We start from the raw sequence: 20,556 nt of genomic DNA, 5'->3' as shown, positions 1-20,556 counted from the left end.
AGTGCACAGGTCGCTTGACTCCAATAATAAAAAGGCCGAGCCATGTCACTCACCCTGGAGCACGTCTGCCGTACCGTCGAAGGCCAGATCTGGATAGACGATGCGTGCCTGAAATTCGAACCCGGTTCCTTCAACGTTTTGCTCGGGCGCACCCTGTCCGGCAAGACCAGCCTGATGCGCCTGATGGCAGGGCTGGACAAGCCCGACAGCGGCCGCATCCTGATGAACGGCGTCGACGTCACCCAACGACCGGTGCGTTTGCGCAACGTGTCGATGGTCTATCAGCAGTTCATCAACTATCCGACCATGACCGTCTTCGAGAACATCGCCTCGCCGCTACGGCAGGCTGGTGTGTCGAAAGAGATCATCCACAGCAAGGTGCAGGAAACGGCGAAGATGCTGCGCATCGAGAAGTTTCTGCAGCGCTATCCGCTGGAACTCTCCGGCGGACAGCAGCAACGCACGGCCATGGCCCGGGCGCTGGTCAAGGATGCCGAGCTGATTCTGTTCGATGAGCCGCTGGTCAACCTCGACTACAAACTGCGCGAAGAACTGCGTCAGGAAATGCGCGAGCTGTTCAAGCTGCGCCACACCATTGCGATCTACGCCACCACCGAGCCCAACGAAGCGCTGGCGCTGGGCGGCACTACCACGATTCTTCATGAAGGTCGGGTGATTCAGAGCGGCCCTTCGACCTCGGTTTACCACCAGCCGCAAACCGTGCTGGCGGCGGAGTTGTTCTCCGAGCCGCCGATCAACCTGATGCCGGGGCGAATTGCCGGCAACGAAGTCAGCTTCGCCAACTTCGTACACTTCCCGTTGAACGTCGATCTGCGCCCGGTGGGCGAGGGCGAGTTCCGCTTCGGCGTGCGCCCCAGCCATATCTCGCTGGTGCCAAGCAACGACGACGATCTGGAATTGGCAGTGACCGTCGAAGTCGCCGAGATCAGCGGTTCGGAAACCTTCCTGCACGTGCGCAACGAGCATTTTCTGCTGGTGCTGCACCTGCCCGGCGTTCACGAATACGACGTCGATGCGCCGATCCGCATCTATATCCCGACCCATAAACTGTTCGTTTTCGATGCGCAGGGCCGTCTGGTGCAAGCACCGGGCCTGCGTGTCGCGAGGGTTGCCTGATGGCCGAAATCCGTTTGCAACACCTCGCCCACAGCTACAGTAAAACCCCCAGCGGCGCGGAGGATTATGCGATTCGCGAGATGGATCACGTCTGGGAGCAGGGCGGTGCCTATGCGTTGCTCGGGCCGTCGGGTTGCGGCAAGTCGACCTTGCTCAACATCATTTCCGGCCTGCTCAGCCCCTCGCAGGGTCATGTGTTGTTCGACGGCAAAGCAGTCAACGACCTGACCCCGGAGAAGCGCAACATCGCTCAGGTTTTCCAGTTTCCGGTGGTTTACGACACCATGACCGTGTTCGATAACCTCGCGTTTCCCCTGCGCAATCAGGGCATGGCCGAGGCGAAAGTACACAGCAAGGTGCAGGAAATTGCCGAGGTGCTCGATCTGCAAAGCCTGCTGAGCAAAAAGGCCCGCAACCTCACCGCCGACGAAAAACAGAAAGTATCCATGGGCCGTGGGCTGGTGCGTGACGACGTCTCGGCGATCCTCTTCGATGAACCGCTGACGGTGATCGACCCGCACCTGAAGTGGAAACTGCGGCGCAAGCTCAAGCAGATCCACGAGCAGTTCAACATCACCATGGTCTACGTGACCCACGATCAACTGGAAGCCTCGACTTTCGCCGACAAAATCGCGGTGATGTACGGCGGCCAGATCGTCCAGTTCGGTACGCCACGGGAGTTGTTCGAACGGCCGAGCCACACCTTTGTCGGCTACTTCATCGGCAGCCCCGGCATGAACCTGATCGAGGTGCAGCCGCAACCCGGCGGCGTCGGTTTCGCCTCGACCCACCTGCCGTTGTCCGACGCCTTGCAGCGCCATATCGAACACGGCCAGTGGAAAAATCTGAAGGTCGGCATTCGCCCGGAATTCATTCATGTGTGGGACGAGCCGTTTGACGACGCGATGCAGGCCAGGGTCGTACACGTCGAAGACCTCGGTACCTACAAGATCATGACCCTGGACCTCGACGGTGCGCCGCTGAAAGTGCGCCTGGCCGAAGACAAACCAGTGCCGCAGGGCACCGCGTACATCAGTTTTCCGGCGCAATGGCTGATGGTCTATGCCGACGAGTTTCTGCTTGAAGCCCCAGAAGAAAACGAGGTGCAGCCATGAACAAGGTGCAGAACAACAAGGCCTGGTGGCTGGTGTTGCCGGTGTTTCTGCTGGTGGCGTTCAGTGCGGTAATCCCGATGATGACCGTGGTCAACTATTCGGTGCAGGACATCTTCGACCAGTCCAGCCGCTACTTCGTCGGTGCCGACTGGTACAAGCAAGTGCTGCTCGATCCGCGTTTGCACGACTCGCTGCTGCGCCAGTTCATCTACTCGGCCTGCGTCTTGTTGATCGAAATCCCGCTGGGCATCGCCGTCGCCCTGACCATGCCGACCAAGGGCCGCTGGTCGTCACTGGTGCTGATCATTCTGGCGATTCCGCTGCTGATTCCATGGAACGTGGTAGGCACCATTTGGCAGATCTTTGGCCGTGCCGATATCGGCTTGCTCGGTTCGAGCCTCAACGCCATGGGCATCAGCTACAACTATGCGGCCAACACCATGGACGCCTGGGTCACGGTGCTGGTGATGGACGTCTGGCACTGGACTTCGCTGGTGGCGCTGTTGTGTTTCTCCGGGTTGCGGGCGATTCCCGACGTGTATTACCAGGCCGCGCGGATCGACCGGGCCTCGGCCTGGGCTGTGTTCCGCCACATCCAGTTGCCCAAGTTGAAAAGCGTGCTGCTGATCGCGGTGATGTTGCGGTTTATGGACAGTTTCATGATTTACACCGAGCCGTTCGTGCTCACCGGCGGCGGGCCGGGTAATGCCACGACCTTCTTGAGTCAGACGTTGACGCAAATGGCCGTAGGGCAATTCGACCTGGGTCCGGCAGCGGCGTTTTCGCTGGTGTACTTTCTGATCATCCTGTTGGTGTCCTGGCTATTCTACACCGCCATGACGCACTCCGACGCCAACCGCTGAGGCCCGGCCATGAGCAAGAGAAAGCTGATCCCGTTGCTGGTCTACATCCTGTTCCTGCTGGTGCCGATCTACTGGCTGCTGAACATGTCCTTCAAGAGCAACACTGAAATCCTCGGCGGCCTGACGCTTTTCCCACAGGACTTCACGCTGGCGAACTACAAGGTGATCTTCACTGATCCGAGCTGGTACACCGGTTATCTGAACTCGCTGTACTACGTCAGCCTGAACACGGTGATTTCCCTGAGTGTGGCGTTGCCGGCGGCGTATGCGTTTTCGCGCTATCGTTTTCTCGGCGACAAGCACCTGTTCTTCTGGCTACTGACCAACCGCATGGCGCCGCCGGCGGTGTTCCTGCTGCCGTTCTTTCAGTTGTATTCGTCGATTGGCTTGTTTGACACGCACATCGCCGTGGCACTGGCGCACTGCCTGTTCAACGTGCCGTTGGCGGTGTGGATTCTGGAGGGCTTCATGTCTGGCGTGCCGAAGGAAATCGACGAAACCGCCTACATTGATGGCTACAGTTTCCCCAAGTTTTTCGTGAAGATTTTCATCCCGTTGATCGGCTCCGGCATCGGCGTCACGGCGTTTTTCTGCTTCATGTTTTCCTGGGTCGAATTGCTGCTGGCGCGCACGTTGACCTCGGTAAACGCCAAGCCGATTGCCGCCGTGATGACCCGCACCGTCTCGGCTTCGGGTATCGATTGGGGCGTGCTGGCAGCGGCGGGGGTGTTGACCATCCTGCCGGGCATGCTGGTGATCTGGTTTGTTCGCAACCACGTGGCCAAGGGCTTTGCCCTCGGTCGGGTCTGAGGAGCTGATGATGGAATGGATGAGTTGGACGACACCCACAGCCGCATTCTTTATCGTCATTGGCCTGATCCTGGCGGGGATGACGACGTGGGAGCTGCGCTCGCCGAGCATCCTGCGGCGAGGTTTTCTGCCGATTGCCACCACCCGTGGCGATCGTTTGTTTATCGGTCTTCTCGGCAGCGCCTACCTGCATCTGCTGGTAATCGGCGCCACCGACTGGAGCATCTGGGTCGCGTCCGCGTTGTCCCTGGTGTGGCTGTTGGCTGTGATGCGTTGGGGCTAGGTTCTTTACAACGTTCGCTCGGCGGGCTTGTGTAAAAAGTCAGCTCCACAACTTAAACAGGAGGTCTCTATGTTCGACAAAAACAATAAGCTGCGACATAGCATTTCATTGGCAGCCATGCTGGCACTCAGCGGTTTGAGCGCGTCTGCCTGGGCCGATGCCTACGAAGACGCCGCGAAAAAGTGGATCGGCAGCGAATTCAAACCGTCGACCCTGACGGCTGAACAGCAGTTGGAAGAATTGAAGTGGTTCATCAAGGCCGCCGAGCCGTTTCGCGGGATGAACATCAAGGTGGTTTCGGAAACCCTGACCACTCACGAATACGAGTCCAAGGTGCTGGCCAAGGCCTTCAGCGAAATCACCGGGATCAAGCTCACCCACGACTTGCTGCAAGAAGGCGACGTGGTGGAAAAAATGCAGACGGTGATGCAGTCCGACAAGAATATCTATGACGGCTGGGTCAACGACTCGGACCTGATCGGTACGCACTTCCGCTACGGCAAGACCGAATCGATCACTGATCTGATGGCCAACGAAGGCAAGAACTTCACCTCGCCGACCCTCGACCTCAAGGACTTCATCGGCATCTCGTTCACCACTGCGCCGGACGGCAAGATCTATCAACTGCCCGACCAGCAGTTCGCCAACCTGTACTGGTTCCGCGCCGACTGGTTCGAGCGTGCCGACCTGAAAGCCAAGTTCAAGGAAAAGTACGGCTATGAATTGGGCGTACCGGTGAACTGGTCAGCCTATGAAGACATCGCCAAATTCTTCAGCGAAGACGTCAAGGAAATCGACGGCAAACGTGTTTACGGGCACATGGACTACGGCAAGAAAGACCCGTCGCTGGGCTGGCGTTTCACCGATGCCTGGTTCTCCATGGCCGGTGGCGGCGACAAGGGCCTGCCTAATGGTCTGCCGGTGGACGAGTGGGGGATTCGTGTCGAGGATTGCCACCCGGTCGGCTCCAGCGTGACCCGTGGCGGCGACACTAACGGCCCGGCGGCAGTGTTTGCCACGACCAAATACGTCGACTGGCTCAAGGCCTACGCGCCACCTGAAGCGGCGGGCATGACCTTCTCCGAGTCGGGGCCGGTGCCATCGCAGGGCAACATCGCCCAGCAGATTTTCTGGTACACCGCGTTCACCGCCGACATGACCAAACCGGGCTTGCCGGTGGTCAACGCCGACGGCACGCCGAAATGGCGCATGGCACCGTCACCGCGTGGGCCGTATTGGGAAGAGGGCATGAAGCTCGGTTATCAGGACGTGGGTTCGTGGACGTTCATGAAATCCACGCCTGAGAAACAGAAGCTCGCGGCGTGGCTGTACGCGCAGTTCGTGACTTCCAAAACCGTGTCGCTGAAGAAAACCATCGTCGGCCTGACGCCGATTCGTGAGTCGGACATCAACTCGCAAGCGATGACTGACCTGGCGCCGAAACTTGGCGGTCTGGTCGAGTTCTATCGCAGCCCGGCCCGCGTGCAATGGACCCCGACCGGGACCAACGTGCCGGACTATCCGCGTCTGGCGCAATTGTGGTGGAGCCACATCGCCGAAGCGGCCAGCGGCGAGAAAACTCCGCAGCAGGCGCTGGATGGGTTGGCGAAAGATCAGGACGCGATCATGACCCGCCTCGAACGCTCCAAGGCCCAAGCCACTTGCGCACCGAAAATGAACCCGGAACGCGACGCGCAATACTGGTTTGATCAGCCAGGCGCGCCGAAACCGAAACTGGCTAACGAGAAGCCGAAGGGCGAGACCGTGAGCTACAACGAACTGCTGAAATCGTGGGCGGATGCTCGCAAGTAAAGGCTGAACTGTGAAAAGAGAACGGCACCGCAAGGTGCCGTTTTCTTTTGTGGCTGATTTACCGTCATCGCGAGCAGGCTCACTCCGACAGGTGTTGTGTCGTTCACAAAATCCGAAGTCACCGCAGATCATTGTGGGAGCATTGGGTTAAACCAGGACAGCCAAATCTGTGTACTGAGCAACCAATGGATCAGCCGTAAGCAGTTTCATCGGTTCGGTCATTGCGGTTGCCACGATGAGGCGATCAAAAGGATCTCGGTGGTGGTGCTCAAGATCCTTAACAGCAATGGCATGTTCGGAGGTCACCGGCAGTTCGATAAATCCGCTATCGAGGCAATATTGGCGGATTTCTTCCAGATCAACGTTCAGTTTTCCGAGTCCAACCTTGATAGCCATCTCCCAGAAGGTGGCGGCACTGATGTAGATATCGGCAGCGTTTTCAATCAGCTTTCTGGCTTTGCCGGACAGTCTGGCGTCATCAGTGAGTGTCCAGAGCAGAATGTGCGTGTCGAGCAGCAGCCTCATGCTTGAGTGCCTTCAAAGGCATCCAGCATGTCATCGGGTATTGGTGAATCGAAATCCTGGGGCAGCACCAGTTTGCCCTTCATCGCACCGATGCGCTGCGTGCTGGGTTTTCCTACCGGAACAAGGCGAGCCATCGCCCGACCATGCTTGGCAATGGTGATGACTTGCCCGGCAGCGGCGTCATCAACGAGTTTGGATAAATTGTTTTTGGCTTCAGCCAGCGGAACGATGATCATCAGTTCACTCCTGTATTCTGGACAAATATAGCCAGAATATTTTAGAGCTGCAAAATCACGCCCATGCTCCGTGCAAATGACGGGTTGATCATTGGGGCTTCGCCGATAGGGGAGTTGCGTGACATGAGTTTGATGCCGGGCTGCCAAAGCATCGACGCCCCCAACCAACTCACAAAAGACATCTCGTTTCATTATTTGCCTCGTTTCGATATTCGACCTGCCTGGGCACTCACCTTAGAGCTATCCACTCAAGGCTGGCTGTAGGACGAAACGGAGGTTAAAGCGAGAGCTTTCGGAGTTTGTGCGGGGGCGCGAGCGTTTCGGTAAAAAATCGCACAAAACGCTCGATTTCCGCTCAGGCATTCAACATTGCTATCGACTGACCCACCGCTATCGCTGGCAAGCCAGCTCCCACAGGTTTCGGTGGTGTTCACAAAATCCGGAGTCACCGTAGATCACTGTGGGAGCTGGCTTGCCAGCGATGGGGCCATTCACGCCTCCGCAGGAAAACCCAATCGGAACACGGTCATCGCACCGGGCAAACTCTTAACGTCGGCCACGCCCTGATGCAGGCCCATGATCGAACGGACGATGGCCAACCCCAACCCGGTACTGCCCTGCGAACGCGAGCGGCTGCTGTCGACCCGGTAGAAGCGATCAAACAGATGCGGCAGATGTTGCGCCTCGATCCCCGCGCCAGGATTACTGACCAGCAGTGACGTCTGCGCCGCGCCTTGCTCGATCAGCAGCGTCACGGTTTTCCCGGCCGGGCAATGCCGAAGCGCGTTGGACAGCAGATTGGAAATCGCCCGCTGAATCATCAACCGATCGCCCATCACCGACGCACTGCCGAGCACGTTCAAATGAATCTGCTTGTCCTGCGCCGACAGCGAAAACATCTCCGCCACCTTCAACGCTTCCACCTCCAGCGCCACCGACTCAAACGGTGCCAGTGCCGATGGATGACTGACCTGCGCCAAGAACAACATGTCCGAGACAATCCGTGCCACGCGCTCCAGTTCTTCAGTGCAGGAGACCAGCACATCCTTGTACTCATCCACGCTGCGTTCGCGTGACAGTGTGACTTGCGCCTTGCCCATCAGATTGTTGATCGGCGTGCGCAGCTCATGGGCCAGATCATCCGAGAACTGCGACAACTGCTGCACCCCGGCATCCAGCCGATGCAGCATGAAGTTGATGCCTTGCGCCAGTTCGCTGAGTTCCTGCGGCATGTTCACCACTGAAAGCCGATGATCCAGATCCTGAGTCGAGACCATCGCCGCCACTTTGCGAAACTCGCGCATTGGCGCCAGCCCGCGCTGCACCGCGCCCCAGGCAGTCAGGCCAATGAAGATCAGCAACAACGGCAAGGCAATCAGCGTCGAGCGCAGATAGGCGCTGAGCAAGGCCTGATCGTGAGCGTTATCCATCGACAGCAACACCGGTACGCTGCTGCCATCCTTGAGGCGGATCAGCTTTGACACCGTCAGAAACTTTGCGCCTTCAGCATCAGTGCTATCGCTGTAGCTCAACTGCTCGGTGGTCGCCCGAACGGCTTTCAATTCAACCCGTGGATCGGCCAGTCCCGAGCCGGATTTCAGCAGCGGCGTACGCAGATTTGCGCGGTCGTAAATGGTCAACGTGAGGTTGTCATGGCCCATCACCTGATCGAGCAAGATATGCGGTTTGGAGCGAATCTCACCAGCATCGGCGTACAGCGACAGGCTGTGTTCGACTTGCTCCACCTTCTTTTCCAAGCTGTCTCTGGAAAGCGCATTGAGCTCATGGGTCAGGGCGAAATACGCCAGGATCGCCAGAAACACCACCAGCAGCGCGCCGAGAATACTCACCGTCAAACCCAGGCGCATCGACAGACTGGCCGGTTTCATTCGCGCGCCTCCAGCACATAACCGACACCGCGCAGGGTGTGGATCAACTTGTGGTCGAACGGGTCGTCGATCTTCGCCCGCAACCGCCGGATCGAGACCTCGACCACATTGGTGTCGCAGTCGAAATTCATGTCCCACACCAGCGAGATGATCTGCGTGCGGGTCAGCACCTCGCCGGACTGGCGCATCAACAGATGCAACAGGGCGAATTCCTTGGTGGTCAGGTCAATGCGCTGCTCGCCACGAAACGCACGATGGCGCCCGGGATCAAGTTCCAGATCAGAGACTTTCAACACCTGCGGCACCGGGATGTTTTCGCTGCGGCGCATCAGTGTACGGACCCGTGCCAGCAACTCGGGGAACTCGAATGGCTTGACCAGATAGTCGTCGGCGCCCAGATCGAGACCGCGAATCTTGTCGGCCAGGCGCCCGCGCGCGGTGAGCATCATCACCCGCGTGGCGTGGGTACGGCGCAGTTGTTCCAGCACGCCCCAGCCGTCGAGTTCCGGCAGATTCACATCGAGAATAATCAGGTCGTAGGCCTGCTGTTGTGCCAGATGCAGTCCATCGGCGCCGGTGGCCGCGTGGTCGACGATATAACCACTTTCGGTCAAACCCTGATGCAAGTATTCGGCAGCTTTAAGCTCGTCCTCGATGACAAGGATTCGCATGATCTATCACCACTTTTATTTAATGGATATTTAATTAAGGGTGGCCGGGAAAGTTGTTGTTTTTGTAAGGGCTTCCGGGCGGGTTTTATTAACGACTAAAAATATTCCTACAGAGATTTCTCTGCGTGCAGGCGTGCAAGGTAAAGGCTGTAGTAGCTACAGAGTCAACGAAAAACCTCTCGATGAAGCCCTGAATAGAGCCACTGCGGCAGCCTGTCGCAGGGCGATAAGGCATCCTTCATGAGAACTCGTTTCAGGCAAGTGCTGTTCGGCAGATAACTTCGGTGTATTTGTTTCCGTGTATTACATAATTGAATGTCGCACTTCGCATGCTAGTGCAAAACAACTTCCTGCAACCCTGGATAACGGATTTGTAATCTTCCAGTCACCTTGTCGATAAGTTCAAAACTCTACCGTGGCGCCATCGAAGATTCTTGATTAAAGGAAGCATTCCATTGCCCGGTTTAATAGAACTGACGGCGCGATCACGCCTGAAAAAAAGGTGGGTACTGGCCAGCAGCGTTTTATGGCTGACCACAGCGGGGCTTGCGCAAGCCTCGACGCTGACCCTCGAACAAGCCCTGCAATCGGCATTCGCCGGCAACCCGGATCTGGCGGCCGCGCAATGGGAAATCGGCATCGCCGAGGGTGACCGCAAACAGGCTGGCCTGATCCCCAACCCCGAAGTGTCATGGGAGGCCGAGGACACCCGCCGCGAATCCCGCACCACCACGGTGATGCTCAGCCAGCCGATCGAACTGGGTGGCAAACGCGGCGCGCGCATTGACGTCGCCAGCCGCGCGCAGGACGCCGCCGGCATCGAGCTTGAACGCAAGCGCAACACATTGCGCGCCGATGTGATTCAAGCGTTCAACAGCGCCCAGACTGCCCAGCAGCGCTTGCAGTTGTCCCGTCAGTCGCTGCAACTGGCCGAGCACGGTTTGCGTGTGGCGCAAGGGCGGATCGAGGCCGGCAAATCATCGCCCGTTGAAGGCACGCGCGCGCAAGTGCAGCTTTCCGAGGTGCGCCTGGAACTGAGCCGCGCCGAACGCGATCAGGCCAACGCCTATCAACAATTGGCGCAGGTCATGGGCGCATCGTTGCCCACTTCGGTCAACGTGCAAGCCGCCACGCAAAGCCTCGCCGCCGTACCGCCACCCACACGTTTGCTTGATCGTCTTAACGAAACCGCCGAGCTGCGTCTGGCCAAATTACAGATCGATCAGCGAGAAGCCTCATTGGGCCTGGAAAAGTCCCAGCGCATCCCCGACCTGACGGTGAGCATCGGCAGCCAATACAGCGAAACCGAGCGCGAGCGGGTCAACGTGGTCGGGCTGTCGATGCCGATTCCTCTGTTCAACCGCAATCAGGGCAACGTGCTCGCGGCCGCACGGCGCAGCGATCAGGCGCGCGACCTGCGCAATGCCACCGAGCTGCGTTTGCGCACGGAAATCCAGACTTCACTGGCGCAATGGCAGACCGCCAACGGTGAGGTCACCGCGTTCAACCAGACCATCCTGCCCGCCGCGCAAAGTGCGGTGGACAGCGCCACGCGCGGCTTTGAAATGGGCAAGTTCGGTTTCCTCGATGTGCTCGACGCCCAGCGCACGCTGATCAGTGCGCGCAGCCAATACATCCAGGCCGTCAGCGAAGCGACGGACGCCCGTGTGCGCATCGAACGGATCTTCGGCGACCTCGCCGTCAGCCCTTGAATTTAATCTTTTTGATCACTGCGCGATGGTTTGGCGCAGAGGAGTTTCCATGGATAAAAAACTGATTGTGGTCGCTGCGGCGACCTTGGCATTAGGCATCGGCATCGGCTCGATGTGGCCGGGCAATGCGTCCATCGACGCCCACGCCGATGAAGCAGCGGAACATGCCGATCACGCTGAAGAAGGCGCAGCCGCTGACGGCGACCACGCTGAAGAAGGGCATATCGAGTTGAGCGCCGAGCAGATCACCGCGGCGGGCATTCAACTGGCCCAGGCACAGGCGCAGAACATCAGCCTCGGCCTGCCGTTCCCGGGCGAAGTGCGCTTTGACGAAGACCGCACCGCCCACGTGGTGCCGCGCGTGCCGGGCGTGGTCGAGTCGGTAACGGTCAACCTCGGGCAACCGGTGAAAAAGGGTCAGTTGCTGGCAGTGATCGCCAGTCAGCAGATCTCCGATCAGCGCAGCGAGCAAGCCGCCGCGCAACGTCGTTTGGCCTTGGCGCGCACGACTTACGAGCGCGAGAAAAAGCTGTGGCAAGACAAGATCTCCGCCGAGCAGGATTTCCTTCAGGCGCGCCAAGCGTTGGAAGAAGCCGAAATCGCCGTCAGCAACGCCCGGCAAAAAATCAGCGTACTCAGCGGCAGCGTGGTCGCTACCGGCGGCAATCGCTATGAACTGCGTGCACCGTTCGACGGTGTCGTGGTGGAAAAACACCTGACGCCGGGGGAGGTGGTTGATGAAACCACGGCGGCTTTCACGCTCTCGGACTTGTCGCGGGTGTGGGTGACGTTCGGCGTGTCACCCAAGGACTTGAACAAGGTGCAAGTGGGCAAAGCAGTCACCGTCAGCGCCCCGGAACTGAACGCCCAAGTCACCGGCAGTGTGGCTTATGTCGGCAGCCTGCTGGGCGAGCAGACTCGCACCGCAACCGTGCGCGTCACTCTGGAAAACCCGCAGGGTTCGTGGCGTCCGGGGCTGTTCGTCACAGCGCTGGTGGCCACCGACAGCCGTCAGGCGCAAGTCGCGGTGCCGGAAACCGCGATCCAGACCGTCGAGGACAAACCCACGGTGTTCGTGCGCACCGACGACGGCTTCAAGGCGCAAGCGGTGGAGTTGGGCAGTCGCGCGGCGGGGCAGGTGGAAATCACTCAAGGGCTGGAGGCGGGCGCGCAAGTCGCCAGCGCCGGCAGCTTCGTCCTCAAGTCGGAACTGGGCAAAGCCTCAGCCGAGCACAGTCATTAATTCTGGAAGGTCCCCATGTTCGAACGCCTGATCCAGTTTGCCATCGAGCAGCGCATCATCGTGCTGCTCGCCGTTCTGCTCATGGCCGGCCTCGGCATCGCCAGTTATCAAAAACTGCCGATCGACGCCGTGCCCGACATCACCAACGTCCAGGTGCAAATCAACACCGGCGCCGCCGGGTTCTCGCCGCTGGAAACCGAGCAGCGCATCACCTTCCCGATTGAAACCGCCATGGCCGGTTTGCCGGCACTGGAGCAGACCCGTTCGCTGTCGCGCTCGGGGCTGTCGCAGGTCACGGTGATCTTCAAGGACGGCACCGACCTGTTCTTCGCCCGCCAATTGGTCAACGAGCGCTTGCAGATCGCCAAGGAGCAATTGCCCGAAGGTGCGGAAGCGGTCATGGGCCCGATTTCCACCGGTCTCGGCGAGATTTTCCTGTGGACGGTCGAGGCGCAGGAAGGTGCGTTGAAGGAGGACGGCACGCCTTACACACCGACCGATCTGCGGGTGATTCAGGACTGGATCATCAAGCCGCAATTGCGCAACGTGCCGGGCGTGGCCGAGATCAACACCATCGGCGGCTTCGCCAAGGAATACCAGATTGCGCCGGACCCGAAACGCCTGGCCGCGTACAAGCTGACCCTCACCGATCTGGTCACGGCGCTGGAGCGCAACAACGCCAACGTCGGCGCCGGTTACATCGAGCGCAGCGGCGAACAGTTGCTGATTCGTGCGCCGGGACAAGTGGCGAGCACCGAGGACATCGCCAACATCGTCATGGCCAATGTCGACGGCACGCCGATCCGCATCAAGAACGTCGCCACCGTGGAAATCGGTCGTGAACTGCGCAGCGGTGCGGCCACGGAAAACGGTCGCGAAGTGGTGCTCGGCACGGTGTTCATGCTGATCGGCGAAAACAGCCGCACCGTCTCGCAAGCCGTCGCCAGCAAGCTTGAGCAGATCAACAAATCCTTGCCCCAAGGTGTGATTGCGGTGCCGGTTTATGACCGCACGCACCTGGTCGACAAAGCCATCGCCACGGTGAAAAAGAACCTCATCGAAGGCGCGATTCTGGTCATAGCGATTCTGTTCCTGTTCCTCGGCAACATCCGCGCGGCGCTGATTACCGCGATGGTGATTCCGCTGTCGATGCTGTTCACCTTCACCGGCATGTTCAGCAACAAGGTCAGCGCCAACCTGATGAGCCTCGGCGCGCTGGACTTCGGCATCATCGTCGACGGAGCGGTGGTGATCGTCGAAAACACCCTGCGTCGACTGGCTCACGCCCAGCAACATCACGGGCGCTTGTTGACCCGGGCCGAGCGTTTCAGAGAAGTGTTTGCGGCGGCCAAAGAGGCGCGGCGACCGCTGATTTTCGGCCAGTTGATCATCATGGTCGTGTACTTGCCGATCTTCGCCCTGAGCGGCGTTGAAGGGAAAATGTTCCACCCGATGGCGTTCACCGTGGTCATCGCGTTGCTCGGTGCCATGCTGTTGTCGGTGACTTTTGTCCCGGCGGCGATTGCGCTGTTCGTGACTGGCAAGGTCAAGGAAGAAGAGGGCGCAGTCATGCGCGGCGCGCGTAATCTTTATGCGCCGGCGCTGGCCTGGGTCATGTCCCATCGCGCGGTTGCCGTGGGCGCTGCGTTGGGCGTGATCGTGCTCAGTGGTGTGCTCACCAGCCGCATGGGCAGCGAGTTTGTGCCGAGCCTCAGCGAAGGTGATTTCGCCCTGCAAGCCTTGCGCGTACCGGGCACCAGCCTGACGCAATCGGTGGACATGCAGCAGCGCCTGGAAACGCTGATTCTGGCCAAAATGCCGGAAGTCGAGCGCGTGTTCGCCCGCACCGGCACTGCCGAAATCGCCTCCGACCCAATGCCGCCGAACATCTCCGACAGCTACGTGATGCTCAAGCCCAAGGATCAATGGCCAGACCCGGGCAAGTCCCGCGAAACCCTGATGACCGAACTGCAAGCCGCCGCCGCGACTCTGCCGGGCAGCAACTATGAGCTGTCGCAGCCGATTCAACTGCGCTTCAACGAACTGATCTCCGGCGTGCGCAGTGACGTGGCAGTGAAGGTGTTTGGCGATGACATGGACGTGCTCAACGCCACCGCTGCGAAAATCGCGGCGGCCATGCAGAAGGTCAACGGCGCGTCCGAAGTCAAAGTCGAGCAGACCACCGGGTTGCCGGTGCTGACCATCAACATTGATCGCGACAAGGCGGCGCGTTACGGGCTCAACGTTGGTGAAGTGCAAGACACGATTGCCGTTGCGGTGGGCGGGCGTCAGGCCGGGACGTTGTATGAGGGCGACCGACGCTTCGACATGGTCGTGCGTTTGTCCGATGCCATGCGCAAGGACATCGAAGGCTTGTCGGCGCTGCTGATTCCAGTGCCTGCCGTGAACGGCTCGGCCAATCAAATTGGCTTCATCGCACTGCAAGACGTCGCCAGCCTTGATCTGGTGCTGGGGCCGAATCAGATCAGCCGCGAAAACGGCAAGCGCCTGGTGATCGTCAGCGCCAACGTGCGTGGGCGTGACATCGGTTCATTCGTTGAAGAGGCGGGCGAAGTGCTCGAACGTGATGTGCAGGTGCCGGCCGGTTACTGGACCAGTTGGGGCGGGCAGTTCGAGCAGCTGCAATCAGCGGCCAAGCGCTTGCAGATTGTGGTGCCGGTGGCGTTGCTGCTGGTGTTCGGGTTGTTGTTCATGATGTTCAACAATCTGAAGGACGGCTTGCTGGTGTTTACCGGGATTCCGTTCGCGCTGACCGGGGGCGTGATGGCGCTGTGGCTGCGGGATATTCCGCTGTCGATTTCGGCGGGTGTCGGGTTTATCGCGCTGTCCGGTGTGGCGGTGCTCAACGGCTTGGTGATGATTGCGTTCATCCGCAATCTGCGGGAGGAGGGACGTTCGCTCACTGATGCGATCAATGTTGGAGCGCTGACTCGCCTGCGGCCGGTGTTGATGACGGCGCTGGTGGCGTCCCTCGGTTTCATTCCGATGGCGCTGGCGACCGGTACTGGCGCGGAAGTGCAGCGGCCATTGGCAACGGTGGTGATCGGCGGGATTCTGTCCTCGACCATCCTCACGCTGCTGATCTTGCCGGCGCTGTACCAGATTGCCCATCGCCGGGATGAGGACGCAGTCCCCACTTAATGGTGGCTACAACCCCCACCTGATGTGTGAACACAACCCTGTGGTGAGGGGATAAATCCCCTCACCACAAATTACTTTTCAGGCCGGCAGCTTCTCTGGTGTGCTGACATTACGAATATGTAATCCCCTCGCCACCGTCACGATAGGTTCGGATTGTTACCTTGATCCCGTCAGCTACTTAAACGAGGAATCAAACATGAAATTGGTAAAAATCAGTGCCTTTGCAGCCGCTCTGGTGATGTCTTCTTTGGCCATGGCCGAAGGTGGCGGTGACCGCACTTTCGAAAAAATGATGACCGCCAACGACCGCTCTGTAGAGCTGTTTGTCGCCCGGGAACAGTCTCGCGATCCGGTCGTCGTCAACGATAAGAAAGACGAAAAAACCCAAGACCTGTAAGTGTGTCGCACTTGATCAAGCCTGTCATCGCGCATCGATGACGGGCTTTTTTATGGAGGTAATAAACATGAAGTTGATCCAGTGGATGGCGTTTGCCGGGGTGATGGCGACGTCGCTGAATGTGTTGGCTGAAGGCGGCGGTGACCGCACGTTTGACAGGGCGCTGAGTGCCAACGGCAAAGCCATGGAAAAGTACGCCGCCAACCAGGGTAAAGCAGCGCCGGTGGTCAAGGAATACGCGTACGGGATGAAGCTGGATGTGGTGAACGTGGTGAGTGTTGTGCGTTCGCCCGTGGCTTGCGCGGTAGTGCCTGCGGCGATGACTTATGAGGACTCCAAAGGCCAGCTCAACACCATTAAATACACCGTGGCGGGGGATTGCCGTAAGCGCGGTGGGTGATACCGCACAACCCGCGATCAAAACGCGGTCCCCGTAGGTGCTGGCGAAGGCTGCGATCTTTTGATCTTTGGGGTGTTGAACACAGCGTCGCCAGGATTGCACCTGTTAGTTTTTACAGTATCGGAGCAACCCAAAAGCGTTCAGTCTTGACCCAACGGTGCAAAAGGACGCTTGTTGCCATGAATGCCTCCCATGACCTCGCCACGCCAACGCTCTCGGTCATCGACCCTCGCTCACACCTGATCCGTAGCATCGGCTATTACCGGCATCCGATCCAACCCGGCATCGATCCGCGCATCACTCGGCAGGTGTTCGATGCGGCGGGGCGTCAGGTGGCATCGTGGGATCCGCGATTATGGGGAGCGGCGCCGAAACCGAATCTGGCCACGACGTATGGTTTGAGCGGTCAGGCCTTGCTGACGGATAGTGTCGATGCCGGGTGGCAGTTGAGCTTGCCGGATCAGACGGGTTTGGCCTGTACTTTCTGGGATGCACGAGGCAGCCAACGTCACACCGAGTTCGACGAACAGCAGCGTCCGGTTGTGCTGACTGAGCAGGCCTTTGGCGAGCAAGCGCAGGTGGTGGAGCGCTTCACCTATGCCGATGTCAGCGATGCCTTCGCGCAGCACAACCAGTGCGGTCGCCTGATCCGTCATGACGATCCGGCCGGTAACCGGCACATCAACGACTATGGTCTCGCCGGTGCCGAGTTGGTCGAATCCCGACGCTTCCTCCTATCTCTCGACTTGCCTGACTGGCCCACTGACCCCGACCTGCGTGACGAGTACCTGGAAGAAAACTTTTATGTAACCCGCCACGGCTTCTACCCGACGGGCGAGTTGCAGCGCCAGACCGATGCCATGGGTAATACGCAATCCTGCCACTACAACGTCGCGGGAAAACCTTCGGCGACCTGGCTTCTCCAGGCCGGTGAAGGCAAGCAGGCGCAGTGTCTGGTCAGTGATATCCGTTATAACGCTCACGAGCAAATCGAACGCGAGACCGCCGGCAATGGCGTCATCACCCGCGCTGAATACGGTCCTTATGACGGTCGGCTGCTCAGGCTGATCGCAGGTGTCGGCGAGCAAAGCCCATTGCAGGATTTGCACTACGCCTATGACCCGGTGGGCAACATCGTCAGCCTGGAAGACAAGACCCAGGCGGTGACGTACTTCAATCACCAGCGTATCGATCCAATCAGCCGTTATCGCTATGACAGTCTGTATCAACTGGTGGAGGCCAAGGGCTGGGAGGTCAGTCAGCCGAGCCATGGGCCCGCACTACCGGGTTTATTGCCAACGCCCCTGGACCCGAATCAACGGCGTAATTACACCCAGGCATTCGACTACGACGCAGCGGGCAATCTGATCACCCGGCACCACAGCGGTGCGCCGGGGTTTTCGATGTTCACCTCCGCTCACAGCAATCGGAGCCTGGCCCAGCGTGATGACGGTACTTTGCCGGGGGAAGGAGAAATCGCTTCAGACTTCGATCCCTGCGGTAATCAAAGGGAGTTGCAACGGGGGCTGGCCATGAGCTGGGATGTGCGTAATCAGCTGAGACGAGTGACGCTGGTGCAACGCCAGGACGAGCCGGATGACGACGAAGGTTATTTCTACGACCGACCCGGCCATCGCGTGCGTAAAACTCGCCTCAGTCAGACATCCGGACAGACCCTGAGATCAGAAGTGCGTTATCTGCCGGGTCTTGAGGTGCATCGCGAAGCGAACGGAAAAGAGCGGCATGTGATCAGTGTCGAAGCCGGGCGTAATCAGGTTCGAATGCTGCATTGGCCTGATGGCGTTGAGGGCGATCAACTGCGTTACAGCCTGAGTGATCATCTCGGTTCCAGCGTTCTGGAGTTGGATGATGGCGCGGGGATTTTGAGTCAGGAGCACTATTACCCGTTTGGTGGTACAGCATGCTGGGCTGCTAAAACTGAGTTGGTGGCGAAGTACAAAAAATTCCGTTATTCGGGGAAAGAGCGGGATGCGACCGGGCTTTATTATTATGGATATCGTTATTACGCACCATGGTTGCAGCGATGGGTAAGTGCTGACCCAAGAGGGGTGATCGACGGTTTAAATATGTTCTTGTTCGTCAGGGCGAATCCTGTTTCTCGAATAGATCCAAACGGTTTGGATAGTGAAACTTTAGCGTCGGTATTTATGAGCAGAGCAAACCGGGCAAGTGATCGCGCTGATGAGTCGCGTGACTCATTTTGGATGGAAACTGCCCCTAAAGAAAAATTCAGAAATTTGGTCGCAACTGTTGTGAATAGAAACAGAGAGTTAAAAAGTTTGGGCGCATTCGTAGTTTATGCAAGTGTGGATGTGCCTTTTGATAAGTCTTTTTTTTGGAGTGGAGATAAGGTCGACCAGAATGGGGATGTTGAAAAAAGTGCAATGTTGACTGCGCAGTTTCTTGCCGCGCAAGACGGAGGTTCCACAATTGAAATGACATCGGGCGGGCAAATGCTGGATAACTACAGCGCCTCTAAATGGCCTGCGTCCGCAGCAAGTCGCTCATCGCCCGGATTTATGTTCCTAAAATCCAGATTTAAGTATATGGATTCACCATTCTTGAGAGAGGAGCTAATAAAAAGTCTGCCTCAAAGCATGGGTGTAGATGTTGAGGCGAATTTGGGAAAAACATTCTTTGCAAGGCCGGAAAATCCACTGAATAGTCCAAATAGTGGCGTTGCTGGTGTCTTGTGGGACGTAGTTTCGATTAGATTTGCTAGACAGGCGACGGGGATGGTTAATGTAATTCATGCAGGATCATCAAGTGATCCATATTTTCAGGGAGCGGCCTTCATGAGAAGTACTTGGATGACTAAAGAAAAAGTGTCGCTGGCTGAAGAGGCTAAGACAACAATAATTGAAAGATTTGGAGAAGACCTTGAGGATTGGCAGCTCCAAGCGCCGAGATGATGGTTGTAGTGGGAATAAGTGCAATGCATGGGCTCCATAGTTTGAGCTCTTTCGAGAGCTCGCATTGCGCTATATTCAAACCTTGCTTAGCGTTTGTTGAATTTATGCGCCAAACGATCCCCACCCAACTGAATCACGGCCACCAACGCGACCAGCAACACAATCACTGTCAGCATGAACTGGCTGTCAAAGCGCTGATAGCCGTAGCGATAGGCGATATCCCCCAACCCACCAGCGTCAATCGCCTCGGCCATCGCCGGAGAGTTGATCATCGTCACCAGCGTAATGGTGAAACCGCCGACAATCCCCGGCAGCGCCTCAGGCAACAGCACATGCCAGACAATGTGCCAGCGTCGGCAACCCATCGCCTGCGCCGCTTCAATCAGGCCATGATCGACCTCGCGCAGACTCACTTCGGCAATCCGCGCAAAGAATGGCGTAGCGGGAATCGTCAGCGGCACCACCGCTGCCCAGACACCGTATGTAGGGCCGACAATCAACCGGGTAAATGGAATCAGCGCGACCATTAGAATAAGAAGCCGGGGGGATTTCAGTATCACGATCTGTATTTCGATTCGGGATGTTTAAAGGTGTAGGTCAATCGCAGAAGCTTCCCACAATGTTTTCAGGTTGTCCGTCGGACGTCGGCTCTCTAGGCTGTGAACGTCGCTGCCAATTCAGCGATCTGGATTGGAACCCCGGAACCCCCGAAAGCGCAAAATCGGCTTTCATGACGTATGCTTGCGCACCTTGATGGTGTGCACTCCGTTATGGCGGCTGTGCGCAGGAGACTTCGAGTCTGTCGGGTTTTTTGGTGGCCCGGGTTCCAACCTGCGTACAGCTGCCACCCCTTCGATTGGAACCGAATGGGCCAGCTCCATCACCACACCGGAGTTACACCATGAAAAAGCCAACACCCAATCCGCCCGAAAAAACCATTCCTGCGGACGCCACTACAACGTCTCCCTACGTTTCTGAAGACACCCGCAAACTCCACGAAGCCGCCGACCGCGCCCTCGACTTCTACCTCAAACCCACGGCCGCCATCATGGCCACGCCCTACGTCCAGAACCAGATGTTCCAGGTCAATCCGAAGGCTGACACCGAATCCCTGCTGGCCAACGCCAGCGAGTCCCTGGGCTCGGCCAGTGTCATGCTCGGCGACTTCGCCGCGCTGCTGCAAGGCACGCATCGCAAGACGCTGCTGGGGATCGCGCAAGTGGTGATGCTTGGTGAACTGGCGGTGAACAAGGCACTGGATAACGTCGAGCCTGCCGCATAACCCTGTAGGAGCGAGCCTGCTCGCGAAAGCGCCGGGTCAGCCAATAAAGAGGCTGGCCGTGCCGACGCCTTCGCGGGCAAGCCCGC

Annotated in this window: 17 protein-coding genes and 1 pseudogene; 13 read left to right on the top strand and 5 right to left on the bottom strand. The window is 58.3% G+C overall.

The genetic code is table 11. From position 1 onward, the window contains the following. Positions 1-42 precede the first annotated feature (42 nt). The 6 genes from ACA069_RS17825 to ACA069_RS17800 all read left to right on the top strand — a co-directional run bounded on the left by ACA069_RS17825 (position 43) and on the right by ACA069_RS17800 (position 6,020). Positions 43-1,137 (top strand): ABC transporter ATP-binding protein, encoded by a 1,095-nt coding sequence (locus ACA069_RS17825; protein WP_497614658.1) that lies wholly within the window; start codon positions 43-45, stop codon positions 1,135-1,137. Next, positions 1,137-2,252 (top strand): ABC transporter ATP-binding protein, encoded by a 1,116-nt coding sequence (locus tag ACA069_RS17820; RefSeq protein ID WP_103305292.1) that lies wholly within the window; start codon positions 1,137-1,139, stop codon positions 2,250-2,252. The genes ACA069_RS17825 and ACA069_RS17820 overlap by 1 nt, the downstream gene beginning before the upstream one ends. After that, positions 2,249-3,115: a carbohydrate ABC transporter permease gene (locus ACA069_RS17815; protein WP_095189650.1), complete on the top strand. Its 867-nt coding sequence runs from the start codon at positions 2,249-2,251 to the stop codon at positions 3,113-3,115. Before ACA069_RS17820 ends, ACA069_RS17815 begins: the two co-directional genes overlap by 4 nt. A 9-nt stretch (positions 3,116-3,124) precedes the next feature. Further along, the gene (locus tag ACA069_RS17810) at positions 3,125-3,925 is read left to right on the top strand and encodes a carbohydrate ABC transporter permease (RefSeq protein WP_003192012.1); all 801 of its coding nucleotides are present in this window, start codon (positions 3,125-3,127) and stop codon (positions 3,923-3,925) included. A gap of 10 nt (positions 3,926-3,935) precedes the next feature. Beyond that, positions 3,936-4,208: a DUF2160 domain-containing protein gene (locus ACA069_RS17805; protein WP_095189651.1), complete on the top strand. Its 273-nt coding sequence runs from the start codon at positions 3,936-3,938 to the stop codon at positions 4,206-4,208. A 69-nt stretch (positions 4,209-4,277) separates the two neighbouring features. After that, positions 4,278-6,020 (top strand): ABC transporter substrate-binding protein, encoded by a 1,743-nt coding sequence (locus ACA069_RS17800; RefSeq protein WP_187681021.1) that lies wholly within the window; start codon positions 4,278-4,280, stop codon positions 6,018-6,020. 147 nt (positions 6,021-6,167) lie between these two features. Here the strand turns inward: ACA069_RS17800 and ACA069_RS17795 are convergent, their stop codons facing one another. The 4 genes from ACA069_RS17795 to ACA069_RS17780 all read right to left on the bottom strand — a co-directional run bounded on the left by ACA069_RS17795 (position 6,168) and on the right by ACA069_RS17780 (position 9,341). Then, entirely contained in the window at positions 6,168-6,545 is a 378-nt protein-coding gene (locus ACA069_RS17795; RefSeq protein ID WP_401271835.1) for a type II toxin-antitoxin system VapC family toxin, read from the bottom strand. Further along, positions 6,542-6,973: a type II toxin-antitoxin system Phd/YefM family antitoxin gene (locus ACA069_RS17790; protein WP_489880272.1), complete on the bottom strand. Its 432-nt coding sequence runs from the start codon at positions 6,971-6,973 to the stop codon at positions 6,542-6,544. The genes ACA069_RS17795 and ACA069_RS17790 overlap by 4 nt, the downstream gene beginning before the upstream one ends. Before the next feature lie 299 nt (positions 6,974-7,272). Continuing rightward, complete coding sequence (locus tag ACA069_RS17785; protein WP_497614654.1) at positions 7,273-8,670, bottom strand: heavy metal sensor histidine kinase; 1,398 nt, start codon at positions 8,668-8,670, stop codon at positions 7,273-7,275. After that, positions 8,667-9,341 (bottom strand): heavy metal response regulator transcription factor, encoded by a 675-nt coding sequence (locus ACA069_RS17780; protein WP_187681019.1) that lies wholly within the window; start codon positions 9,339-9,341, stop codon positions 8,667-8,669. Before ACA069_RS17780 ends, ACA069_RS17785 begins: the two co-directional genes overlap by 4 nt. 455 nt (positions 9,342-9,796) lie before the next feature. On the opposite strand from ACA069_RS17780, the gene ACA069_RS17775 reads away from it, so the two are divergent. From ACA069_RS17775 to ACA069_RS17750, 6 genes are all read left to right on the top strand, one after another. Continuing rightward, positions 9,797-11,053 (top strand): TolC family protein, encoded by a 1,257-nt coding sequence (locus ACA069_RS17775; RefSeq protein ID WP_497614652.1) that lies wholly within the window; start codon positions 9,797-9,799, stop codon positions 11,051-11,053. A gap of 49 nt (positions 11,054-11,102) precedes the next feature. After that, on the top strand, positions 11,103-12,296 hold the full coding sequence (locus ACA069_RS17770) for an efflux RND transporter periplasmic adaptor subunit (RefSeq protein ID WP_497614650.1): 1,194 nt from the start codon (positions 11,103-11,105) through the stop codon (positions 12,294-12,296). A 15-nt stretch (positions 12,297-12,311) separates the two neighbouring features. Continuing rightward, complete coding sequence (locus ACA069_RS17765) at positions 12,312-15,458, top strand: CusA/CzcA family heavy metal efflux RND transporter (RefSeq protein WP_497614648.1); 3,147 nt, start codon at positions 12,312-12,314, stop codon at positions 15,456-15,458. Between the two features lie 196 nt (positions 15,459-15,654). Then, a complete protein-coding gene (locus ACA069_RS17760) occupies positions 15,655-15,855 on the top strand; it encodes a co-regulatory protein PtrA N-terminal domain-containing protein (protein ID WP_497614646.1) in 201 nt (66 codons plus the stop codon). A 67-nt stretch (positions 15,856-15,922) separates the two neighbouring features. Then, positions 15,923-16,255, top strand: coding sequence for a DUF2790 domain-containing protein (locus ACA069_RS17755; RefSeq protein ID WP_489880268.1), 333 nt, complete (start codon positions 15,923-15,925; stop codon positions 16,253-16,255). A gap of 179 nt (positions 16,256-16,434) precedes the next feature. After that, positions 16,435-19,188 (top strand): RHS repeat domain-containing protein, encoded by a 2,754-nt coding sequence (locus tag ACA069_RS17750; RefSeq protein WP_497614644.1) that lies wholly within the window; start codon positions 16,435-16,437, stop codon positions 19,186-19,188. A gap of 86 nt (positions 19,189-19,274) precedes the next feature. On the opposite strand, the pseudogene ACA069_RS17745 reads toward ACA069_RS17750, so the two are convergent. After that, a pseudogene (locus ACA069_RS17745) lies at positions 19,275-19,736 on the bottom strand (methionine ABC transporter permease); the annotation flags it as partial. A 353-nt stretch (positions 19,737-20,089) separates the two neighbouring features. Here ACA069_RS17745 and ACA069_RS17740 point away from each other — a divergent pair. Next, on the top strand, positions 20,090-20,470 hold the full coding sequence (locus tag ACA069_RS17740; RefSeq protein ID WP_497614642.1) for a DUF6124 family protein: 381 nt from the start codon (positions 20,090-20,092) through the stop codon (positions 20,468-20,470). Positions 20,471-20,556 lie beyond the last annotated feature (86 nt).

The sequence above is a fragment of the Pseudomonas sp. LBUM1652 genome, from assembly GCF_059716105.1.
The sequence above is the reverse complement of the archived record's forward strand: the minus strand, read 5'-3'. Positions and strand labels throughout refer to the sequence as shown.